We start from the raw sequence: 21,221 nt of genomic DNA on the forward strand, positions 1-21,221 counted from the left end.
GGCCGGTCAGCATCATGTCCAGCGCGGCGGGCGCGCCGATCACCTGCGGCAGGCGCAGCATGCCGCCCCAGCCGGGGAAGATGCCCAGCATGACTTCAGGCAATGCCAGCGAGGCGCCGGGCTGATCCGCCACCAGCCGGTAGCGGCAGGCCAGCGCCAATTCAAGGCCGCCGCCCAGGCAATGGCCCTGGATCAGCGCCAGCGTGGGATAGCGCACGCCGGCCAGGCGATTCATGAGGTTCCAGCCGCGCGACACCAGCCCGCGCGCCTGCTCGGGCGTGTCCAGCGTCGCGAATTCGTTGACGTCGGCGCCCACGATGAAGCCGGTGGCCTTGCCGGATTGGATGATGAGGCCTTTGGGCGGATCGGCATCCAGCGCGTCCAGCACCACGGAGAGTTCGGCCATCGTGTCGGCCGACAGCGCGTTGACCGCGCTGCCCGCGCGGTCGAAGGTCAGCCAGGCGATCCCGTCGGGGTCGCGGTCCAGGCGCCAGTGGGAAAGCGTATCCAGTGTCGTCATGGGCGGTCCTCGTCCAGGGTTTCGACCAGCATCGCGCCGCCTTGGCCGCCACCGATGCAGATGGCCGCCATGCCGCGCCGGGCGCCGCGGCGCTTGAGCGCGTGCAGCAGATGCAGCACGATGCGGGCGCCGGATGCGCCCACCGGGTGGCCGATGGCAATGGCGCCGCCGTCGACGTTGAGCCGTTCGGCGTCCAATTCGCCCCAGGCTGGTGTGCCGAAATTCTGCTGGCAGTAGGCCTCGTCCCGCCACGCGGCCAGGCAGCCTAGCACCTGTGCGGCGAAAGCCTCGTTGATCTCCCACAAGTCCAGATCATTCAAGCCCAGGCCATGGCGCTGCAGGATCGGCGTGGCGGCATGCACCGGACCCAGGCCCATGATCGCCGGATCCAGACCGGCCCATTGCGTGTCGATGATGCGGCCCAGCGGGCGCAGGTTCCATTTCTGAACGGCCTCTTCCGAGGCCAGCACCAGCATCGCGGCGCCGTCGGTGACCTGCGAGCTGTTGCCTGCGGTGATGTTGCCCCAGGGCTTGTCGAACACGGGCTTGAGCTTGGCCAGCTTGTCCGGCGTGGAGTCGTCGCGCACGCCGTCATCGTGAGGATGCAGCTTGCCTTGCGTGTCGATGAGCGGCGTGATCTCGGGCATGCCGGCCGCGCGTGCTGCGAGCGCGCGCTGGTGGCTGCGCGCCGCATAGACGTCCATCGCGGCGCGATCGATGTGAAAGAGCGTGGCGACGTTCTCGGCAGTCTGTCCCATCGACAGGCCGACGACCGGGTCCGTCAGACCCTTGAGCAGGCCGATAACGGGCGCCAGGTGTTTCGGCCTGAAGCCGCCCAGCGCCTTGAGCTTTGCGCCCAGGCCGCGCGCGGCGTACCAGCGCGACAGCCAGCGCACCATGCCGTCCGAAAACAACACCGGCGCGCGCGACAGCGCATCGGTGCCGCCGGCCAGCACCAGGTGCGAACGGCCGTTCTGGATGTTGGCGATGGCGGAGTCCAGCGCCTGCATGCCCGACGCGCAGTTGCGCATGACGGTCCATCCCGGCACCCGATCGCCGCAGCCCAGCCGCAGCGAAATCACGCGGCCGATGTTGACTTCTTCGGGCGAAGGGGCGGCGCAGCCGACGATGACCTCGTCCAGGTCCGTTGGCGCATAGGGTTGGCGCAGCAGCAGGGCGCGGCCGGCTTGTACCGCCAGATCCCCGGCGGAGAAGGGGCCCGGGCCCGTGCGGGCCTTCAGGAAGGGCGTGCGAGAACCATCGACGACGTAAACCGGTTTGAATGTCATCCGCTTCCTCCCTCAGGCGACCTTGCGTTCGGCGGTGGGCCGGTCTGCGTCGGCGGCGCCGAGGTCAAAGGGGAAATCATCTACTTTGACCACGGTGTCGCGCAAGCGGTTGCGGCGTTTGACGACCGCATACTCTTCGGCGGTGATCGCACCGATGGTGACCGCCGCGTCGGCGATGTCGCGCACGTTGGCTTGCGGATTGCCGTCCAGCACGCCGCGTTTTTCGATCTCGCGGATCTTGGCCTCGATGGGCTCGGCTTCCAGCGTGGCGGCCAACGCCTGCTCGATCGCGCCCACGGGTTCGTCCGCGGTATCGGGCAGGTGGCAGCCGGCCGTCAGGCGGTCGCGCGTTGCGCTGGGGCTGATCAGCAGCCGGGCCACGTCCTGGCCAAGCTGGTCGGACGGCGGGATCTGGCTGTGGCCCCACGGAAACACGATGCGGCGGATGATCCACGCGACAGCGCGATTCGGGAAGTTGTCCAGCACGCCGTCAAAGGCCTCCTGCAACTTGCACAGCGCGTCCTGGATCGACCAGTGCGCCAGCGGCGCGTCGGCCTTCTGGCGGCCTTCGTCCTCGAAGCGCTTGAGCGTCGCGCTGATCAGGTACATCTGCGACAGCACGTCGCCCAGCCGCGCCGACAGACGCTCGCGGCGCTTCAGGCTGCCGCCCAGCACCAGCATCGACGTGTCGGCCAGCAGTGCAAAGGCGGCCGAGTAGCGGCCCAGGAGCTGGTAGTAGCGCTTCATGTCCGGTGCGACGTCGGCGTTGACGGCCACGAAACGCGCGCCGGTGAGCGAGGTGCCCAGCGCCCGCAGCGTGTTGCGCACCACGAAGCCCGCATGGCCCCAGAACGCGGCATCGAAATCGTCCAGTCCCTGCTTGCGGTCCGGCGATTGCGCGGCCTGCATTTCCGCCAGCACGTAGGGATGGCAGCGGATTGCGCCCTGGCCGAAGATGATCAGGCTGCGCGTCAGGATATTGGCGCCTTCCACGGTGATCCCGATGGGGATCTGCTGGTAGGCGCGGCCAAGGAAATTGGACGGTCCCAGGCAGATGCCCTTGCCGCCGATCACGTCCATGCCGTCGTTGACGACCTGCCGCGCGCGTTCGGTGACGTGGTACTTCACGATGGCCGATACGACCGAGGGCTTTTCGCCCAGGTCCACTGCGCCCGCCGTCATGGTGCGCGCCGCGTCCATCATGTAGGTGTTCCCGCCGATGCGGGCCAGCGCCTCTTCGACGCCTTCGAACTTGCCGACCGGCATGCGGAACTGGCTGCGCACGCGGGCATAGCCGCCCACCGCGCGCGCCGTCAGCTTGGACATGCCGGTGTTGGAAGAGGGCAGCGAGATCGAGCGCCCCGCGGCCAGGCATTCCATCAGCATGCGCCAGCCCTGGCCGGCCATGGCGGGACCGCCGATGATGAAGTCCAGCGGCATGAAGACGTCGTTGCCGCGCGTCGGGCCGTTCATGAACATGGCGTTCAGCGGGAAGTGGCGACGGCCGGTGTCCACGCCGGGGTGATCATGCGGTACGAGCGCGCAGGTGATGCCCAGGTCCTTCTTGCCGCCCAGCAGCCCGTCGGGGTCATACAGGCGGAACGCCAGGCCCAGCAGCGTGCAGACCGGCGCCAGCGTGATGTAGCGCTTGTCCCAGGTGACGCGCATGCCGATGACTTCGCGGCCCTGCCATTCGCCCTTGCAGACGATGCCGCTGTCGGGAATGGCTGCGGCGTCCGAGCCTGCCCACGGGCTGGTCAGCGCGAAGGCCGGCACCTCTTCGCCGCGCGCAAGACGCGGCAGGTAATGGTTCTTCTGCTCCTCGGTGCCGTAATGCAGCAGCAATTCGGCGGGACCAAGCGAATTCGGCACCATGACCGACACGGCCAGCGCGGAGGACCGCGTGGATAGCTTGGTCACGATTTCGGAGTGGGCGTAAGCGGAAAACGCGAGGCCGCCGTATTGCTTGGGAATGATCATGCCGAGGAACCCCTCGGACTTCAGGTAGTTCCAGACGTCGGCGGGCAGGTCGAAGCGCTCTTGCGTGACGTTCCAGTCATTGACCATGCGGCAGGCGGCTTCGGCCTGGTTGTCCAGGAAGCGCTGCTCTTCGTCGGTCAGGCGGGGGCGCGGATACGCCAGCAGGCGGCTCCAGTCGGGACGGCCGCGAAAGAGCTCGCCTTCCCACCAGACCGTGCCGGCCTCGAGCGCATCGCGCTCGGTATCGGACATCTGCGGCAGCACCTTGCGGTACAGGTTGAAGATTGGCGCGGACAGCAGCGCCCGCCGGATGGGGCGCACGCCCAGCAACACGGCGGCCAGGAGCGCAATGACAACCAGCGCGACGATGACTGCGTACATTTTCTTGTCTCCTCGTTGTTCTTCAGTTGCCTGGCGGGTGACCGAAGGCGGCTCGCCGGCCTGTTGCGGTGGAAGGCGGTCAGGCGCCTCCGGGGCTTGCGTTCAAGTGCGGCAGAGGCGAGCGCAGCCCGCCCAGCAGGAAACTCATCAGGCGCGGCAAGAGCAGTTCGCGGTCGTTGGGCTGTTCAGCCTCGTCGCCGGCCAGACCGGTGACCGAGCGCAGCAGGTCGGTGCCCATGATGGCGTACGACGTCGCGCCCAGCATGAACTGGAAGCGCCAGATGATCTCGGCGCGCGGCACGTCGGGCAGCGCGGCGAACAGCGCGTTGCGGTAGCGCGCGAGCACGTCGGCATATTCCTCGGCAAACAGCGCGCGGATGAAATCCGTGGGGTCGGTCATCGTGCGTTCCAGCAGCGGCAGAAAGGTGCTCCCGGCCTGCGCCGGATCGGCGGCCAGACGCAGCAGGGTGCCGAAGAACGCGTCCACGATCTGGGAAGGCTTCAGGGGCTTGCCGCCGGATTGCGCCTCGAGTTCGTCCAGAAGGCGCATGCGCTCGCGATTCAGTACTTCCAGGCGGCGTTTGAGCACCGCCTGCACGAGTGACTCCTTCGAGCCGAAGTGATAGTTCACCGAAGCGAGGTTCACACCGGCCGCGCCCGTGATCTGGCGCATCGACGTCGACTCGTGTCCCTGTTGCGCAAACAGGGATTCGGCGGTGTCGAGGATGGTTTCCCTCGTGGAGGTCGAGCGGATTTCTTGCATAAGGTTGAATTCAAACGTTTGTTTCAAAGCATTATGCGGGAGGCACGGATGAGAGGCGAGCCTCTGCTATCCCCAATAGGGTTTACCCCTAATCGTGCGCACGCGATGTGTCGGTTTTGCGGCACGTTCGCTTTGCATCGGGCGTAAGGACGAGATCCGCCGGGAAGAAGAATGAGGCGCGACATGCCCGCGAGGTTGAGATTTGGCCGATTGGCCTCGGACACCGGCCCTAGGATGAATGTGCTCTGGAACGCACGCCCAAAACCCCGCAGTATCAGCGCGAGAACATGAACGCATTGCCCCGGGTGTGTGCCGGGCGAGGCACCCGCGCAGTCACGGCGCGGCAGGCCAATCGCCCTGATACAGGAGCACGAGAAATGAAGACGTACAAGGTGGGACTGCTGGTTGACGGGTATGAGCAACCCGGCTGGATGCACGAGATGGTTGAGTGGTTACTCCACAGCCAGGATTTCGACCTGACGGCACTGCTGGTGATGAACGGCGAGGCCGCCGATACCGCGCCCAGGCTGAGCGTGAAGGCACTGTTTGGCTCGCTGTCGCGTCTGGAAGGCAAGCTGCTGCCGCAGAAGCAGCGGGACATGCTGGCCTGCCGTGACATGCGCGATGGCCTGCAGGAGGCGGGCACGTCGGTGATCCCGCTGGCGCCGGGCGACGAGGATCCGCACGCGCGCGCCGAGGTTCAGGCGCTGGGGCTGGACCTGGTCATCACGCTGGGGGCGTCGCCGGCCACGCGGGCGCAGCTCGCCAGTTGGTCGCGGCTGGGCGTCTGGCAGTTGAGCTATTCCGATATAGCGGTGGCGACGAGCCGATATGCGGGTTTCTGGGAGGTCTTTCAGCGAGAGGATCACACCACCGTGAAACTCTGGCGCGTGGGCGCCAGGCAGGAAGACGACGAGCTTCTGGACCAGCGCAGCTTCAATACGGAAGTGTTCTGGCTGAAGAATCAGGCGCGCGCATTCAGTTTGGGAAACTTCATGGTCTACGACGCCTTGCAGGCGCTGGCCCATGACCGTCCGGGCGTCGCCCCGCCCGCCATGCAGATCATGAGCGGCCCGCGCCGGGCCGATCCGGCGGAGTGGGATAGCGCCGCATATATTGCGCGCCAGGCATGGTTAATGTCCGATCTCGTTGTGCGCCGCATCATGAAACGCAATATCCGCTGGCGGATCGGTATGTTTCCGTCAGCACGCCAGCAGGCCGTGGTATCCGAAGCCATGGTATTGCAACCGCCAAAGGGCCGGTTTTTTGCCGACCCTTTCGTTTATACGCACGACAAAAAGCCATATATATTTTTCGAGGATTACGATTTTACGTCCCGCAAGGGCACGATCTCGGTCGCGACCTACTCCGACGGGGCTTTCCGGCTGCTGGGCACTGCGCTGAACCTGCCGTATCACCTTTCGTTTCCGTATATTTTTGAACACGAAGGCGTGACGTACATGGTTCCGGAAACGTGCGGAAACCGCAGTATTGAACTGTGGAAATGCACTGAATTTCCGCTGAAATGGGAGCTTGACGTTAATCTGATGACCAATATTTCGGCCGTGGACACCATTATTTTTAAACACGGAGAATACTGGTGGCTATTAACAAATATCGACCGGACCGACGGGCAGAGCCATTGCGACGAGCTGTTCGCGTTCTTCTCCGATTCGCCGCGTTCCACGACCTGGACGCCGCACGCCTGCAACCCGATCGTGCGCAACCCGATGCGGGCCCGCAACGCCGGAATCGTTGTCTCGCCTGGGGGAGACGTGATCCGGTGCGCGCAGTACCAGGGCTTCTGTCACTACGGCAAGGGCGTCTCGCTCAACCAGATCGAAGAATTGACGCCTTCCACCTATGTCGAAACCGACGGCGAAATCCACTACGCAAACTTCCTGAGAAAACGCCATGCTTCAATGCACCATTGGCATCATCAGGGGGGGCACACGGTATTTGACTTCGCCTATATGGAGTAAATCCGCCTGCGGGCGTGTAAATAAAAAATGTTACCGTTATTTCGAATACAGGGACTGTTCACGGGCTTGATGTGTCTGCGGATACAAGTTGACAGGTTTCCCTCTTCTCCCGGCTATTCGACGCCGCGTCCGGCTGATGTCCCGACGTGGCTTTTTTTCGTCTGTAACAAGGGCCAGAGCGCCTGTGCGGGCAGCCCTGATGGGCCGCTTCATAGGGGAGACACGTCCCCGAAGCCCAACGCCGCTGGTGAAAACCCTAGCGGCGAAAAGGACGAGATGAAATTCTCATCCATATTTAGGAACGTGATTAAGGCTAACGATTGATTTCTGATTTTGTCGGATTATATCGCCCTGAAACGTCTTGATTTTGACAAATCCGAACCATAAGATGGGTTCCATGCCATCCGTTATGTTGGCTACCAAAGTCGCCCAGCCCAAACGTCCCGGTTCAGCTTCATTAGATATTCCGGGATATGCGGACCACCCCCGCAGGGCTGGAAAAAAAATAGTCTTCAGCACAGCGAAGATCCCTTCTAGGCCCGTCGAAAAACCGGGAGGACACCATGGCCAAGATGGTCCTGATTGAAGCTCATCCGCTACTGCGGTTGGGTTTGTGGCAGATTCTTAGCAAGTTGGATGATGTGTGGGAGATCGAGGGGATGGGCCTTGCGGACGTGTCCAAGGCCGACGGCGTGCACGCGGGCGCCGATCTTCTGATCTATGGTTTGCCAGTGGATACCGATGAAGCATGGAGCGCGTTGCACGAGATTCAGCGCGTTCTGACGCCCAAGCGGATTCTGCTGTTGACGGACGTCATGCCCTTGCCCATGCCGGTGCAAGGCCTGCCTGGCGCCAGCGTGTACGGTTGCCTGATGAAAACGGCCTCGGTCGAGATCCTCGAGGCCGCCATCCGCCTGGTGATGGCGGGCGGGCAATGCTTCCCGAGCGAACAGGCGCTGCAGGCTCCGGCCTCCACCGTATGCGCCTTGCCGTCGCGGGACGCGGAAGAAGCCGGCTCGAAGGGCACCATGCCCGTGAGCGCGGGGGCACAGCTCCTGCAGATCACGCCGCGCCAGTACGAAGTGCTGGTGCTGCTTGCACGGGGTTATCCCATCAAGACCGTCAGCCGGATGTTGAACATCTCGGTGGCGACGGCCAAGACGCATGCGTGCACGCTGTATCAACGCCTGCATGTCAAGAACAAGGGCGAAGCCGTTTACGCGGCGCTGCAACGCGGTGCGACCTTGGAATGGCATGAACCGAACGGGCGCGAAGTGGATGCCGGGCAGATCTATGGGCGCAAGCTCGGTTGAGTCAGGTTTGCGCTGCCTGCCCGGCAGCAGGAACGCCCAGTTCCAACGCTGCCGGGGTTGCGCATAGCCAATACGGCTAAGGCATAGAAAGCAGGTGTTCGGGTTGCTGTCACCTCGCTTTCCGCCACCAATCATCCTCCTGAACGAGATTCAGCGAACGTAGCCGCTGATAGCATGAGTTGTGTCCGCAAGCATGGATTGATAGGGCGAATCACTTAGTCTCGCCACTGCAATCCCCAGGCTGCGGACAGTATTCCCGTGAACCTGGCAAAGCGCGTGAACCCGCGCCTTGCGCGGCGTTGCGCCAGCGTCATGGGAACCGTAATGGGCCATGCGTCACAAGGTTCTTCCCGGGATGACAACCGTACTGATCGAAGACTACGCTCTGCTTCGTGTCGCAATTCAGCATGTGCTGGAACGTGTGCGCAACGCCGACGATATCCTGGCCATCTCGCCAGCCCACCTTCTCAACATGTCCAGCTCAATCAACAAGCCAGTGGAGTTGCTGGTGGTCGGTTGCAGCGGCACTGCGGAGCAGGACATCGGGCTTCTTTCCCAGGCGATGGCATTCTTCATGCCCCGGCTGGTGCTGGTGCTGTATTCGGCGATGGACCAGAGCGTCATGGCCGCGTGTGCGCGCGCCGGCGTCGCGGGTTATCTGCCCAAGGCGTCCAGCCCCGACGCGCTGGCCGCGGCGGTCAGCCTGGTGATCGCGGGCGGCGAATGCTATCCCCAACCCGCAGGCAGGCCGCCCAGCACGACACACGCGTCCGTGCAGGAGCTGCGTGAACTTACGCAGCGGCAGGAGGAAATCCTGCAGCTCCTTGTGCAGGGTAAGACGATGCGCGAGATCGGCCAGCAGGTCGGCATCTCGGTCGCTACCGTCAAGAGCCACGCGCGCACGTTGTACTGGAAGCTCAACGCGCGCAACCAGGCCGAGGCCGCGTACATCGCGGTGCAGATGGGGTTGGTGCGCAGCTCGAATGGGCAGCCTGCCCCCGGGAAGGGCGAAACGGGTTGATGCGATGACGTGAGTCAGGGCCTGTGCGGGTGGTGATGCTGCCTGCACGGGCCCTGCTTTTTTTGGGCGCGTGAAAGTTATCGCAATAAAAGTCGTTCGTTGAGCGTTGCGTCATCGGATGCTGTGCCACTGAGCATTGCAACACGCGCGACTGGTCCTCGCCACCACCAAGCGAACGTTCTGAGAACCCGATCAAGTTCTCAGCTGGTGCACTTCAAAATCATACGTGTCTGATATCCAAGCCTGTGTTGGCATGCCGTAATGGCCGGGCGCGGGCTGAGCACTCATCGGGGATGAGAAAGGCCTGTCGTTCCCGGGAGCACGCCATTTCTATCCAGTCCGATTTGCGGTTCACATTTGCCGTCTACGACAAGTCCTTCGTCGTCGTCGATTTCACGTTGCAGAGAGGTCCGTCCAGGAACTTCGTGATGCATGTGGCCCTGGCTATCGCCAATGCGGCCGCCGAAATGCGCAATGTTCTTGACCAAGCAGCGGCGCTCACGATCCGGTGTCACACCATCTTGAGGAAGCCGACATGACGCAGCCCTACAAGAAAGCTCTGGGTCCCGACCGTCCCAATGAAAAACAACTGGGCAAGGCCATCTCACCGCCAGCGTGTCAGCGATGCGTGCCCATCTATCCTTTGCGCTATGGCGTTGCAGAGCGCTCCTGGGAAGAAGGCGTGTTTCCAACGCTTAGCACCGATGGCTATCCCGAGCTGGCCGCTGGCAAGGCATACGGCCTGCGCGTGCTGCGTCCCGGCGCCTACGTCTACCTGTGCTATTTCCAGCACGGCCGTATGTGGACGCAGCACTATCAAGTCACCGATGACCTGCGCTTTGCACGCATATGGTGGACCCGCGAAGACGATCAGGATGACATCCCGGGGCGGCTCGCTCGCCCCGAGATCGCCAGCGCCAGACCCTATCTATCTGCCCCAGAGAGCAAGACAGCGGACGTTGTCTACCTGCTGACCAGTGAGACGATGCTCACCCATGCTCGGCTATGGAACATTGAGAATGATGTAGATGGCATCCGCACCAGGTTGGCGACAACGATCAGGCCGTCCGGTGGCGTTGAACAGCCCCACGCGTTCAACATTGCGCTGCTTGCTCACGCAACACCGGAACTGCGACGACCAGGCTCGAATGAAAGGCCGGGCTACACCTGGAGCGAGATATCTCTCCCGGAGTCGTTCACGACCTACGACACCGTCATTCCAGGCGCTCACGTCGAGCTTGTTCCGATAAAGGATATCGTTCCGCTGGGGGTCGTATTGCACGACCCGATCGGCGTCGTGAGTGAATTGGCGCATCTCGTCGCTGTTGCCGCGGCAGATCGGCAAGTTTATGAAATCGATAACAATCACGCATACACGAGCGCGACTGTCATCAAACAGTACTTGCAGAGCGTTCAGGAGCGGGCGACCCCGCAAGCCTACGCCAAAAGGCGAGATCTGGTTCGCTTCGATCAAAACAGCAATGCGGATGTCTTGTTCGGCAATGCGGTTCCATACATGCTGGCGTACGAAGAAGCCGTCAAGCGGAAACAGTCCGCCATCGACACGCTAGTGAACGACCTGGAGAGTTGGATCAAGACCGGAGGCAGCGCGATAGCCGACGATTGGCAGGATGGGTGGTTCAGCAAGGTGCTGTCCTGTTTCGACCTGGGCGCAAAAGAGAATGCGCAAGACTACGAGCGAGTTGTTGCCCACTGCATTGGTAACCTGACTCACAGCGAAAGAGGTCGATCCACCTACCGAAAGATGTTGTTGGCCCAACCAGAAAAAAGTCCTGTCTGGTTGGCGCTGGGCCACGGCATCCGAGAGCTGCACGGTAGCTTCGCCAACCCTCCGCTGCTGAAAAATGTGCTGGACATTGGGGTTGCCGCCTTTGCGCCGATCTTTCAATTCAATGTTTCTTATCCGGCGACTAAGTCCTCAGATGTACTCGTCAACCAGATGCTGTCACAGCTGGGTGATATGAGTTTGCCCGATGCTACAGCCGACAGGATAGTTCGACGATTACGCCTATTTGCTGAAGTCCGTGTTGGCAGCACGATCGTCACGTACCGCGTGTCTAGCGCCGAGGCGAACTTTCAATACGCCCAGTTTCATGGTGAGCAACACATGAACACCGAACGGCTTAGGAAGTGGGGCATTACGGTCAAGCGGCCATTGCGCAACCAGGCGGCATCGGTGCTCCTTTACGAAGAGGTGCGCGTGGGGGACCAGGTGAAACGCATTTCTTCCGCTCCACCGACGGAGACCAATCGACAGCCGTTCCAACTTGAGGGCAACGTGTTCAAGCGTATGTTGGAGCAGGGTCGACGAAGTCGGGCCTACAGCGCCGCGCAGACTGCGATTGTGCGCGGGGGATATGCATTTACAGGACTTGCGGCCGTTTCCGCCATCATGGCATTGCGATCCTCGCTCAAAGACCTCGCGAAGGGGAAGATTGATCAATCATTCTCTGGTTTCGCTAACGGCGCTAGCGCCTTTGCGGCAGTGATCGCTGTGTTTAGCTCTGGCTTGTTGCTGAAGGGTGACGTAATTCAACTACACGCATTGGTGAAAGGGAAATCTTTGAGCACTGCGAGGGAAGCCGCCCGCGAAGTGCGAAAGCTAGCAACAAAGTTAGGTGCATTAGCTGCCGCTATTGGGGCTCTCGCTGATGGGTTGCGCGCAGCTAGCGCCTTCACCACGCAACAGAACTCCCAAGCGGGGCGAATGTATCTGGCGTCTGCAGCATGTGGAGTACTTGCTACTGCTGGACTGCTTCTAAGCGCCTCGAGCGTTGTCCTGGGTGTCATCGGGCCAGTCGGTTGGCTCGTGCTGGCATTTATTGCCACTGCCGGAGTGGTTTATTTCAGCATCCAGGCTGCTCTTGCCAAGTATCAGCCCGACGAAGTTTGGTTGGCACACAGCTTTTGGAGTGGGGGTGATCGAGCATATCGATATAAATCCCTGGACCAGGAGCTCACTGCATTTCACGGCGCCGTTTACGGCGTTCGCGCTGTAGCGAATTGGGAGACGCCCTCGATTTCAGCAGGCGACATCGTAATTCGCAGCATACCTATATACGGTCTCTGGCAAGACAGTGTCGATCTACGGCGCGCTGCCGCCAAGGAGGGCGTAGGAACACTGTCGCTCTCTGTGGTCCTGCCTGGCTATCCCACCTCGGGTGAAAATACGCCGCCCATAAGGCACGCGGATGTTTTCCAATACACGCTGAAAGCCAAGCGGAGCGGCGAAAGCCTGAGTATGGTGCAGGGCCCAATCGCTGCAGCTCCGGGTTACCGCTTTCCCTATGACACAGAATGCATGGTCATTGGCAAGGACTTCATTCGCGATGGCACCCGCCAATTGACTTGGCGAATTACGATGCGTGAGGACACTGAGGTGATGCTGGACTATTGTTACAGACCAGATATCGTGAATCAGCCTAGCCTCGCATTGTTCCCGCGGCAGGAACCGCTTGTCTTTACGCGCGGTACGTGGCTCACAGATCCCATTGACGAAAAATTGGTCGCTCCCGTCCGGGAGCCTCAGTAATGCCCCCGACCAAACATATCAAGCAGTCCCGTCCATCGTTCGATGAGATCCAGAGCAAGTGGCGGCTGTTTCGCTTCGCGAGTACGTTACTGCCTCTGGTTCCGAACACGCACGAAGACTCAGCGATCGAAGCAACTTGCTTCAATGAAAATTGCATCGAAGTGGTTTCCGATACCTTGCAAAATGACCATGAGGGAGTGATCCAGCAGGGGTTTACTTTCTTCGGGCTTTTTTCACTGCTTTTTGCGGTGTTTGGGGGCTATGGCGGCTGGTCGGTAGGCGTAGTGTTTTTTTCACTCGGCTTGCTTGTTTTGGGTGTTCTATTGTTTTTCCTTTCTCGCGTCTTGGGGCCGCGCTATCGATACCGATGTTCGAAAGTACGCCTTGATCGCCGTAGCCGTCGTGTCTATTACGTCCCGTATCCCGAGGAAAGTTCGGACGCGATGTGGGAACTTGATTGGGATACGCTTCAGGGCGTCAGGTGGATGACGGGGCAAGCGCAATCGTATCTGTACCTTGTGGGCTACACCTGCAACCTGCCTGAGCCACAGCTCGTCAAGATACCCATAATGGCTAATCAAAAATTCTTCGCAGGCCATATTTGGGCTTGGCTTCAGCGTTTCATGGACGGCCATGATGGAGACTTGCCCCTACCCACAATCATCAGGCTTCCTCAAAAGCCGAGCGATGTGCTGGCGCGTTATGGGGGGCACTTGGTCATGTGGTCGCTCACCACAAGAAAGGGGCGGCGATATTTGCCTCTGATGATCTGGGTTGATCTGGCGATTCTGCTGCTATACATGCCATCCCGGGCCGTGCCGCAACTGATCGTCCTCAAGTATCCGGAGATTCAATTTCCGGAAGAGAACGATCGACATTGTGGCTTTTCTACCGGCTAATCAGGAACGGCTGCGCAAGGCGACGCTGTCCATGCTGTGCCGCGCCCGCCAGTGCCCGCGCCAAGTTCGGCACGCACCGCCCCTTCAAACATCCCCCTCACTCGCCCGCGTCCCCGCCGGCGCTCCGCGGCCCTTGTTCTTCGCAATCGCCATAAACTCCCGTTCCGCCGCACCCAGCACCGCATCCACATGCAAATGCGCCATCGCATACTGTCGCGCTGCCGCACCCAACGTTTCGCGAATCTGCGCGTTATAGCTGAGCTTGCGCACGGCCTCGGCCATCGCTACGGCATCCTCGGGCGGCGTTAGCAGCCCGCAGCGCGAAACCACGCTGGCCAGCTCCGTGCCGCGCGCCGCGCCGCAGACCACCGGGCGGCCGCTGGCCAGCATGCCGGTCAGTTTTGAGGGCATCACCAGGTCGGCGGCGCCGGCGCGTTGGGGCAGGAGGTGGATGTCCGCGGTGCCCAGTAGCGCGCCCAAGCGTTCCGCCGGCTGCAGATCCAGAAAGATGACGCGCGTCAGGCCTTGGCATTTCTCTTCCAGCGCCGCGCGTTCTGGCCCCTGCCCGCAAAACAGGAACCACAGGCGGTCCTCGCGGTTAAGACGCCGCGCCACGTCCGCCAGAATCTGCAGACCCTGCTTGCCGCCCATATTCCCCGAATACAACGCGACGATGGCGTTATCCGGAATGCCGAGCTGCGCACGGTAATCCCCTCCTTCGGCCAGCGGCGTGATGGCGTTGACGTCGATCCAGTTGGGCAGCAGCACCGCACGGCCGGGATCAATGCCTTTGGAAAGCGCTAGGTCCAGCATCCGGTTTGAAATCGTCGACACGCGGTCAAACCGGCGCATCAACCAGCGCTCGGCGCGCTTGACCATCGATCGCAAGGCGCCGCCCTTCAGCAGCCCCAGTTCAAACGCCGCGTCAACCTCGAAGTCCTGGATGTGCAGCCATGCGCGCGCGCCGGTCAGGCGCGCGGTCAGCCACGCGGCCGGGGCGCAGAAGAGAGCGGGTTCGACGACCAGGATGATGTCCGGACGGCGCATTGCGGCGCGCAGCAGGGACGGCAGGCTGGACAGCGCGAAACTGGCCAGGTGCACCAGGCGCTTGGCGCCGCCGGGTCTTTCGGGCACCCACAAGGGCGCGCGCCGCACGGTCACGCCGCGGCGCGTTTCCTTGGCATAGCGCGAGCCGCGGTAGCCCTCGTGCACCTTCCATTGCGGGTAGTAGGGCGGCGCGGTGACCACGCTGACTTCGTGCCCGCGCGCGGCCAGCCATTCGGCCAGTTCGGCGGTGTACTTGCCGGTGCCGGTCAGTTCGGGCGCGTAGTTGATGCCATAGATGAGTATCTTCATGTTGGCGTGGCGGTGCGGGGCCGGATGGGGCGGCACGGGTTGCCGTGGCAGACCATTGCGGCTGGCATGTTGCGGAACACCGAACTGCGTGCGCCGATGACCGCCTCGCGCGCGATCGTCACGCCCGGCCCGACGAACACGTCGGTGGCCACCCACGCGCCGTCTTCGACGCGCACGGCGCGTTCGCGCAGCGGAAAGTCTGGCCGGCCGGCGTCATGGTCCGCTGCACACAGATAGCTGCGCTGGGACACGACGGCGTGCGCGCCGATGTGAATGGGACCCAGGCTGTAGATCACGGCGTCGTCGCCGATCCAGGCGTAATCGCCGATCTCGACCTTCCAGGGGTAGGTGACCGTGGCCGTGGGCCGGATCAGCACCTTGTGGCCCACGCGCGCTCCGAAGCAGCGCAGCAGCCAGCGCCGAAAGCCGTAGGCCACCTGCGGCGACCAGCGAAAGAGCGTGCCTTGCACCATCCACCACAACTGCACGGTCAGCGCCGAACGCCCGCGCTGACCCGGCGCCAGCGCGAACTGGTCCAGGCGTTGCAAGGTGCTCATTTGGCCGCTCCCGCAACGGCATCGCGCTGCGACGCCGCCTCGCTGGCCCGGCGCGCCTTCAGGATTTCTTCGGTCTTGATGCGGATCTGCCAGTAGTACATGGCGCGCGCGACGGCGTAGTCATAGCCCGCCTTGCCGTCCAGGAAGCCCAGCTTGAAGACGTAGGAATGCAGGAACGAGATGGGCGCCTTGAACGGCATGGCCTGGAAGATTTTCTTGAGCACCGCGCGTCCGCCCACATTGGCTTCGCGCGGGTCGTTCATCAGGCCCTTGGTGCGCAGATTCGCTTCCCAGTCCGAATAGCGGTTGTGCTTGTCGAAGTAGTGATAGAGCGAATCGTGGTCGTTGTGCACCATGCGCTGGCGCAGCGCGAACGTTTCGCCCTGGACCTGCGGCTGGTAGTGGCCCTCGACCTCCCACATGTTGGCGACGTCCAGGTCGTCGTAGTCCAGGAAGCGGGAGCGGTCGCGCGCCAGCAGCGCCAGCTTGTAGACGCGGTGGCCGTGTTCGAGCTTCTTGCCGCAGAACACGTAGTCGAATGGCACAAAGGCGCCGCCCGCGCCGGCCGCAAAGCGCGGCAGCACCTCGCGGATCTCGGCGGCGAGGCCCGGCGTCATTTCTTCGTCGGCGTCGACATACAGGACGACGGGGTGCGAAAACGGAAGCTGTTCCAGGCACCACTGCTTTTTCTTCGGATACTTGCCGTCCCAATTGAAGTTCGACACGCGCGCGCCCATCGCCGTGGCGATCGAGCAGGTCGCGTCCGTGCTGTTGGAGTCGACGACGAAGACCTCGTCGAACTCCACCAGCCCCTTCAGACACTTCGCGATGTTGCGTTCCTCGTTCTTCGTCATCACCACGACGGATACCGGTATCTTCTGCATGATGCTGTCCTGTTCAGGGCGTTCCGCGCTGCATGAGCGGGCGGAAGAGATCGATGACGTTGCGGCAATGCCGCTCAAGGGAAAAGGCGTCCGCGCGCTCGGGGCCCTGGGCCGCCAGCTTCTCGCGCATCTCGCCGTCGTAGGCCAGGCGCCGCACCGCCTCGGCCAGCGCCTCGGCGTCGCCGACCGGCACCAGCAGCCCGTAGCGGCCGGCGTCCAGGATCTCGGCGGGACCGTGCGGGCAGTCCGTGGAGATCACGGGCACGCCCAGGCACAGAGCCTCCACCAGCACGTTGCCGAAGCTCTCGCGCACGGAGGTGAGCGCAAAGGCGCCGGCGCCGGCGATGACCGGAAAGGGGTTGTCGATATGGCCCGCCAACGTGACCTGCGTGCGCGATGGCCTGTCGTCGATGCGCTTTTGCAGGGCCGCGTGCTCGGAGCCTTCGCCCAGGATCGTGAATGCGATACGCGGGTCGTCCAGCAGCGCGGCTGCGTCGATCAAGGTGGCATAGTCCTTCACCGCCTCCAGCCGGCCCACGGCCACCACGTGGTAGGGCGACTCGCCACCGTCGTCCAGCTTTGGTTGCGCGCCTTGCCGGCGAACGTTGTCCAGCGGTACGCCGTTGTAGATGGTGTGGACTTTGCCGCGCAGCGGCGGAAACATGCTGACCAGGTCTTCCTTCACGCCGCGCGACACGCCCACCACGGCGTCATGGCGCCGGTAAGTCTGGCTGACCAGCCAGCACTTCAGACGGCGCATTTTCGATGCGCCGTAGTGAATGGCCGGGCTGCTGTGCTCGAACGCCACGGTACGGAAATTGCCGCGCAGGACCTTCTTGGCCAGCACGACCAGCATGTTGCACAGCAGACCGTGCGAGCAGACGATGGCGGGCTTTTCGCGGCGGATGTGCTGCAGCAGCTTGAAGAACGCCACGGGCAGCGCCAGCCGCAGTTTGGTTGGGGACTCGATGATCGGAAATGCGCGGGTGACCTTGGGATTGGCGATGGGATACTCGCGATTGCGCGAACGCAGCAGGAACAGGGCGGAGTCCACCCCCTGTTCCGGCAGCGCATCCACAATGAAGGCGACGCATCTTCCGACGCCGCCATGCAAGTCCGGTGCGACAAACAAGACATCAGACATGGGGTATTACTCGCGTGGGTGGCGCCCGGCGCACGATATCCGGGCGAGGGCTGGGAGCGGGAGATTCTTGGCGAGGCACGGGCATGATCTGTGCATTGCGCATCAACGACAGGCAATAGCACAGCAGGAAGCCGGTAAACGCGGTCTTGGGCGCATAGGCCAGACCGCCGGACATCGAGTCGATGAAGATGTAAATGGGCGCGGTGGCGAGCAGATATCGCCGGTGCATCTCCAGCCCGGGATGGGCATAGCGCCGAAAGAGCGAGAACAGCAGGATCAACAGCGGCGGCAGCATGATCATGATCGTGCCGACCACGCCGAACTTCATCAGGTAGAAGGCCCATGAGTTGTGCGCGAACGTGCTCAGCTCGAAGCCGTTTTCGCCCATCACCCAGCTGCGAAAGCCCGCGCCCTTGCCGAACACGGGGCTTTCCGCGAAGAACTGCATCTGGCCTTCCATCTCCTGGACGCGCGCGCCGTAGCTGGAGTCTTCGTCCAGGCGCTCCACGCTGAAGATCCGATCGGTCAGCACGTCCAGGTAGCCGATGGCGGCGAAGATCAGGACCCCGGCCACGGCCGCGGGCGCGAAGATCATCACGGCGCGGCGGCGGATGTCGGCGCTGCCGGCCAGCAGCACGGCGATGATGACGGAGATCGCCAGCTGCAGGTACTGGCTGCGGTTCAGCGAGAACACCAGCGCCATCACCATGTACAGCGTCAACATGTAGGCCTTGGGACCCGATACGTTCAGCGTGCGGCGGAAGTACAGCAGCGACACCACGCCCATCGGGATCGCCCACACGCCCAGCCGCACGTTGCGCAACGGATTGGCCACGCTGAAGCCGGCCGCCTGTTCCACCAGCATCAACGTGGCAACCGCCAGGCTCGCCGCGACGATGTACTTCTGCAGGATCGCGTAGGCGTGCGGACTGTCGATGTCCTTGTAGCAAAGGAACGGCGTGCACAGGAAGTAGAAGACGATGCGCAGGTCGCGCGCCACGTCACCGGTCTCGATGCCGGGGTGATGGCTCGACACCAATAGCAGATAGATCACCGAGATCGCCTGGATGCCCAGCAGCACCCCCAGCGCGCCGCGCGGCAGCGCGTACGCGCCCGGGTCGGCCAGCCGCAGCGCCTTGACGCCCAGCATGGCCACGAACAGCAGATCGAAGGGCGACAGCTTGAAGCTGCCCACGCCCACGATGAACCTGTCGTCGTTCAACGCCAGCGCGGTGAAGACGAACAGGCCCAGGAGATGCAGGGTGGAAAGGCGGCGCGTGGTCATTGCAGTTCCGTATCAGTGTCGGTCCGGCTTAGTGCGCGGCCCAATCGTCGCGTCCGAAGATCTTGGTGGTCAGCTTCTCGAGCAGATACGTCAGATCGCCCTGGCGTGCGTGCGCAGCGACTTTCGAGGCGCGGCAGGACAGTTCGAACAGCTTGCCCAGACCCGGTTCGGTACGCCGGATGCGGCTGACGATCTGTTCGCGCTCTTCCAGCAGCACGTCCTGCATCAGCGCCGTCTTGGTCTCGTCGTGGGCGGTGTACACGCCCAGCGCGTCCGGCACGATCAGGTTCTTGCCTTCGCGCAGCAGCCGGCTCCACAGCTCCAGATCCATGCAATAGCGCATGCTTTCCTGCAGCAGGCCGTACTTGCGCAGCAGGTCGCGGCGGAAGATGGCCGACTGGTTCGGGATCGAGGCCTTCACCACCGTCAGCGTGCCGCGGTTGACGGGTGTGTAGTGGATCTTGCGGAAGATGTGGTTGTTGGCATCCGCCACGAACAGGTTGCCGCTGACGATCGGCGCGCGGCCCTTGGCGGCGGCCGTGCCCAGCTTGCGCAGCGCGCCCGGGAAATACAGGTCATCCGAATTCTGCCAACCGACGTAATCGCCCGTGGCGCGTTCGAAGCCCTTGTTGATCGCGTGCGACTGGCCGCGGTCCGGCGTGCTTTCCCAGTAGGACAGGTAGCGCTCGTACTTCTTGATGATGTCCACGCTGCCATCCGTGGAGCCGCCGTCGATGATGATGTATTCCAGCCGCGGATACCCCTGGTTCAGCACGGACAGGATGGTGCGCTCCAGGAACTTGGCCTGGTTGAACGAGGGCGTCACGATCGTCACCTTGGGCAGCAGGCCGCTGGCGATGGGCGCTGGCGGACGGAGCTCGCGGACGAAGTCGATGAGCTGGCGTGAATACTCGTTGTGGCGCTTGCGCATGTAAGACCTCAGCATGTTGGTTATCGGGTGGCCGCAGGCATGGCGCCCGGAAACTCGGGGCGGGATTGACGGATGGCGAGGGCCACGCCGGCCAGCGTGATCGCCGCGTAGGCCATGCGGCCCCAGGCTGCGGCGTGTTCCCCCGCCACGTGAACCAGTCCCGCCATGACGCACAGCATTGCCAGGCCGCCCAATCCGTTCAGGATCGCGACGGCGCGGGAATTGCCGAGCCCCAGCAGGGAGAAATGCGCCGCAGCGTTCAGGGACAAGAGGCCCGACGCCACGATCAGCAATTGGAATGTGCCCAGATGGCCGCTGGCGACGTTGTCGCCCAGCAGCACGTTCAAGAGCGGCCGGCTGACCGCCAGCACGGCCAGCGTGGCGCCGGCCGACAGCGCCAGATTCCACAGCATCATGCGGCGGATCTCGCGTTCGGCCGCGCCCGGGTAGGGCGGCGAGACCGACAGGCGGGTCACGCGCGGCATGGCCTTCTGGAAGATGGCGACGGACGCCGTGTGGATGATCTGGCCCACTTGCACGCCCACGGTGTAGATCGCCAGCGCCGCCGGTCCCATCAGGCTGCCGACCAGCACGCGGTCGACCGAGCCGAAGGCCAGCGCGCTCAGGCTGTTCAGCCACGACCAGCGCGAGAACCGGAAGGCGGCCATCATCGCGCCGCGATCGCGCACGGGCCGCACGATATAGCGGTCGTAGGCGCGCGAGAACACGCGCATCTTGACGCTGCCCGCGATCAGGAGGCCCAGCGCCTGCGCCAGTCCCGTCCACGTGGGCGAGGCGGTGTACCAGGCGGCCGCGCACGCGAGCGCCATCGTGCCTGTGCGGCTGAAGACCTCGCACAGCGCGGTGGCGCGAAAGTCCTCGCGCCCCTTCAGGCAGCCGGAAAAGAGCTGGTCATACTGCTGCGTGAGATAGATGGCGAGCGCCGGCATGGCCAGCATCGTCACCGCCACGCCGCCGAACGTGGCTTCTGGCCAGCCCAACCCCACCACGCCCCACAGCAGCACGGCAGCCAGGGTCACCACGGCCAGCGCACAGCCGATCAGCGACATGCTGACGCCGGCCGCGCGGTAGGCGCCGCCGGGTTCGTGCGCGCTCTCGGACACCAGCTTGGTCGCAGTCACCGCCGCGCCCAGGTTGGCCGCGTTGCCGAAGCCGGCCAGCGCGATGATCATCGAATACTGGCCGAAGCCGACCGTGCCGAGCTGGCGGAACAGGATCGGCAGCGCCACCAGCGCCGCGACGGGACCGATGCCGTACTCCACCAGCCCCCAGAAGGAGGCATTGCCGGCGATGTGTTTCTTCACGAATCCAAGCATCGGTAACCCTGTCTGTCATGCTGGCG

At 63.1% G+C, this 21,221-nt stretch carries 16 protein-coding genes; 5 read left to right on the forward strand and 11 right to left on the reverse strand.

Going from position 1 to position 21,221, the window contains the following annotated elements:
• The 4 genes from B3446_RS16410 to B3446_RS16425 form a co-directional block, all read right to left on the reverse strand.
• On the reverse strand, positions 1-520 hold a 520-nt coding region (locus B3446_RS16410; RefSeq protein WP_291383423.1), incomplete at its 3' end, for an enoyl-CoA hydratase-related protein.
• Positions 517-1,809: an acetyl-CoA C-acetyltransferase gene (locus B3446_RS16415; RefSeq protein ID WP_291383425.1), complete on the reverse strand. Its 1,293-nt coding sequence runs from the start codon at positions 1,807-1,809 to the stop codon at positions 517-519. The genes B3446_RS16415 and B3446_RS16410, both read right to left, overlap by 4 nt.
• A 12-nt stretch (positions 1,810-1,821) precedes the next feature.
• Positions 1,822-4,170, reverse strand: a complete 2,349-nt coding sequence (locus B3446_RS16420) for an acyl-CoA dehydrogenase (protein ID WP_254595077.1) — start codon at positions 4,168-4,170, stop codon at positions 1,822-1,824.
• Between the two features lie 79 nt (positions 4,171-4,249).
• Positions 4,250-4,933 carry a TetR/AcrR family transcriptional regulator gene (locus tag B3446_RS16425; protein ID WP_191575825.1) on the reverse strand — a complete coding sequence of 228 codons (684 nt, stop codon included), beginning with the start codon at positions 4,931-4,933 and terminating at the stop codon, positions 4,250-4,252.
• Positions 4,934-5,310: 377 nt separating this feature from the next.
• On the opposite strand from B3446_RS16425, the gene B3446_RS16430 reads away from it, so the two are divergent.
• The 5 genes from B3446_RS16430 (at position 5,311) to B3446_RS16450 (ending at position 13,701) form a co-directional block, all read left to right on the forward strand.
• The gene (locus B3446_RS16430; protein WP_191575824.1) at positions 5,311-6,915 is read left to right on the forward strand and encodes a glucosamine inositolphosphorylceramide transferase family protein; all 1,605 of its coding nucleotides are present in this window, start codon (positions 5,311-5,313) and stop codon (positions 6,913-6,915) included.
• A 563-nt stretch (positions 6,916-7,478) separates the two neighbouring features.
• Positions 7,479-8,228, forward strand: coding sequence for a response regulator transcription factor (locus B3446_RS16435; RefSeq protein WP_175138027.1), 750 nt, complete (start codon positions 7,479-7,481; stop codon positions 8,226-8,228).
• 355 nt (positions 8,229-8,583) lie between these two features.
• The gene (locus tag B3446_RS16440; RefSeq protein ID WP_291383431.1) at positions 8,584-9,249 is read left to right on the forward strand and encodes a response regulator transcription factor; all 666 of its coding nucleotides are present in this window, start codon (positions 8,584-8,586) and stop codon (positions 9,247-9,249) included.
• Positions 9,250-9,784: 535 nt separating this feature from the next.
• Positions 9,785-12,802, forward strand: coding sequence for a toxin VasX (locus tag B3446_RS16445; protein WP_291383433.1), 3,018 nt, complete (start codon positions 9,785-9,787; stop codon positions 12,800-12,802).
• Positions 12,802-13,701 carry a hypothetical protein gene (locus B3446_RS16450; RefSeq protein WP_291383435.1) on the forward strand — a complete coding sequence of 300 codons (900 nt, stop codon included), beginning with the start codon at positions 12,802-12,804 and terminating at the stop codon, positions 13,699-13,701. Before B3446_RS16445 ends, B3446_RS16450 begins: the two co-directional genes overlap by 1 nt.
• A gap of 84 nt (positions 13,702-13,785) precedes the next feature.
• On the opposite strand, the gene B3446_RS16455 is transcribed toward B3446_RS16450, so the two are convergent.
• From B3446_RS16455 to B3446_RS16485, 7 genes are read right to left on the reverse strand one after another with little or no spacing between them, the layout of a single operon-like run.
• Positions 13,786-15,057 carry a glycosyltransferase WbuB gene (locus B3446_RS16455; RefSeq protein WP_291383437.1) on the reverse strand — a complete coding sequence of 424 codons (1,272 nt, stop codon included), beginning with the start codon at positions 15,055-15,057 and terminating at the stop codon, positions 13,786-13,788.
• Positions 15,054-15,614: a putative colanic acid biosynthesis acetyltransferase gene (locus B3446_RS16460; protein WP_056563330.1), complete on the reverse strand. Its 561-nt coding sequence runs from the start codon at positions 15,612-15,614 to the stop codon at positions 15,054-15,056. The genes B3446_RS16455 and B3446_RS16460 overlap by 4 nt, the downstream gene beginning before the upstream one ends.
• Entirely contained in the window at positions 15,611-16,498 is an 888-nt protein-coding gene (locus B3446_RS16465) for a glycosyltransferase family 2 protein (protein WP_291383440.1), read from the reverse strand. The genes B3446_RS16460 and B3446_RS16465 overlap by 4 nt, the downstream gene beginning before the upstream one ends.
• A 13-nt stretch (positions 16,499-16,511) precedes the next feature.
• The gene (locus B3446_RS16470; RefSeq protein ID WP_291383441.1) at positions 16,512-17,642 is read right to left on the reverse strand and encodes a glycosyltransferase; all 1,131 of its coding nucleotides are present in this window, start codon (positions 17,640-17,642) and stop codon (positions 16,512-16,514) included.
• Entirely contained in the window at positions 17,635-18,927 is a 1,293-nt protein-coding gene (locus B3446_RS16475; protein WP_291383442.1) for an O-antigen ligase family protein, read from the reverse strand. The genes B3446_RS16470 and B3446_RS16475 overlap by 8 nt, the downstream gene beginning before the upstream one ends.
• Positions 18,928-18,955: 28 nt before the next feature.
• Positions 18,956-19,873, reverse strand: a complete 918-nt coding sequence (locus tag B3446_RS16480; protein WP_224776689.1) for a glycosyltransferase family 2 protein — start codon at positions 19,871-19,873, stop codon at positions 18,956-18,958.
• Between the two features lie 5 nt (positions 19,874-19,878).
• Positions 19,879-21,183 carry a lipopolysaccharide biosynthesis protein gene (locus tag B3446_RS16485; RefSeq protein WP_224776688.1) on the reverse strand — a complete coding sequence of 435 codons (1,305 nt, stop codon included), beginning with the start codon at positions 21,181-21,183 and terminating at the stop codon, positions 19,879-19,881.
• Positions 21,184-21,221 lie beyond the last annotated feature (38 nt).

It is taken from the genome of Achromobacter sp. UBA5777 (genome assembly GCF_002418565.1).
Taxonomy (GTDB): domain Bacteria; phylum Pseudomonadota; class Gammaproteobacteria; order Burkholderiales; family Burkholderiaceae_B; genus Achromobacter; species Achromobacter animicus.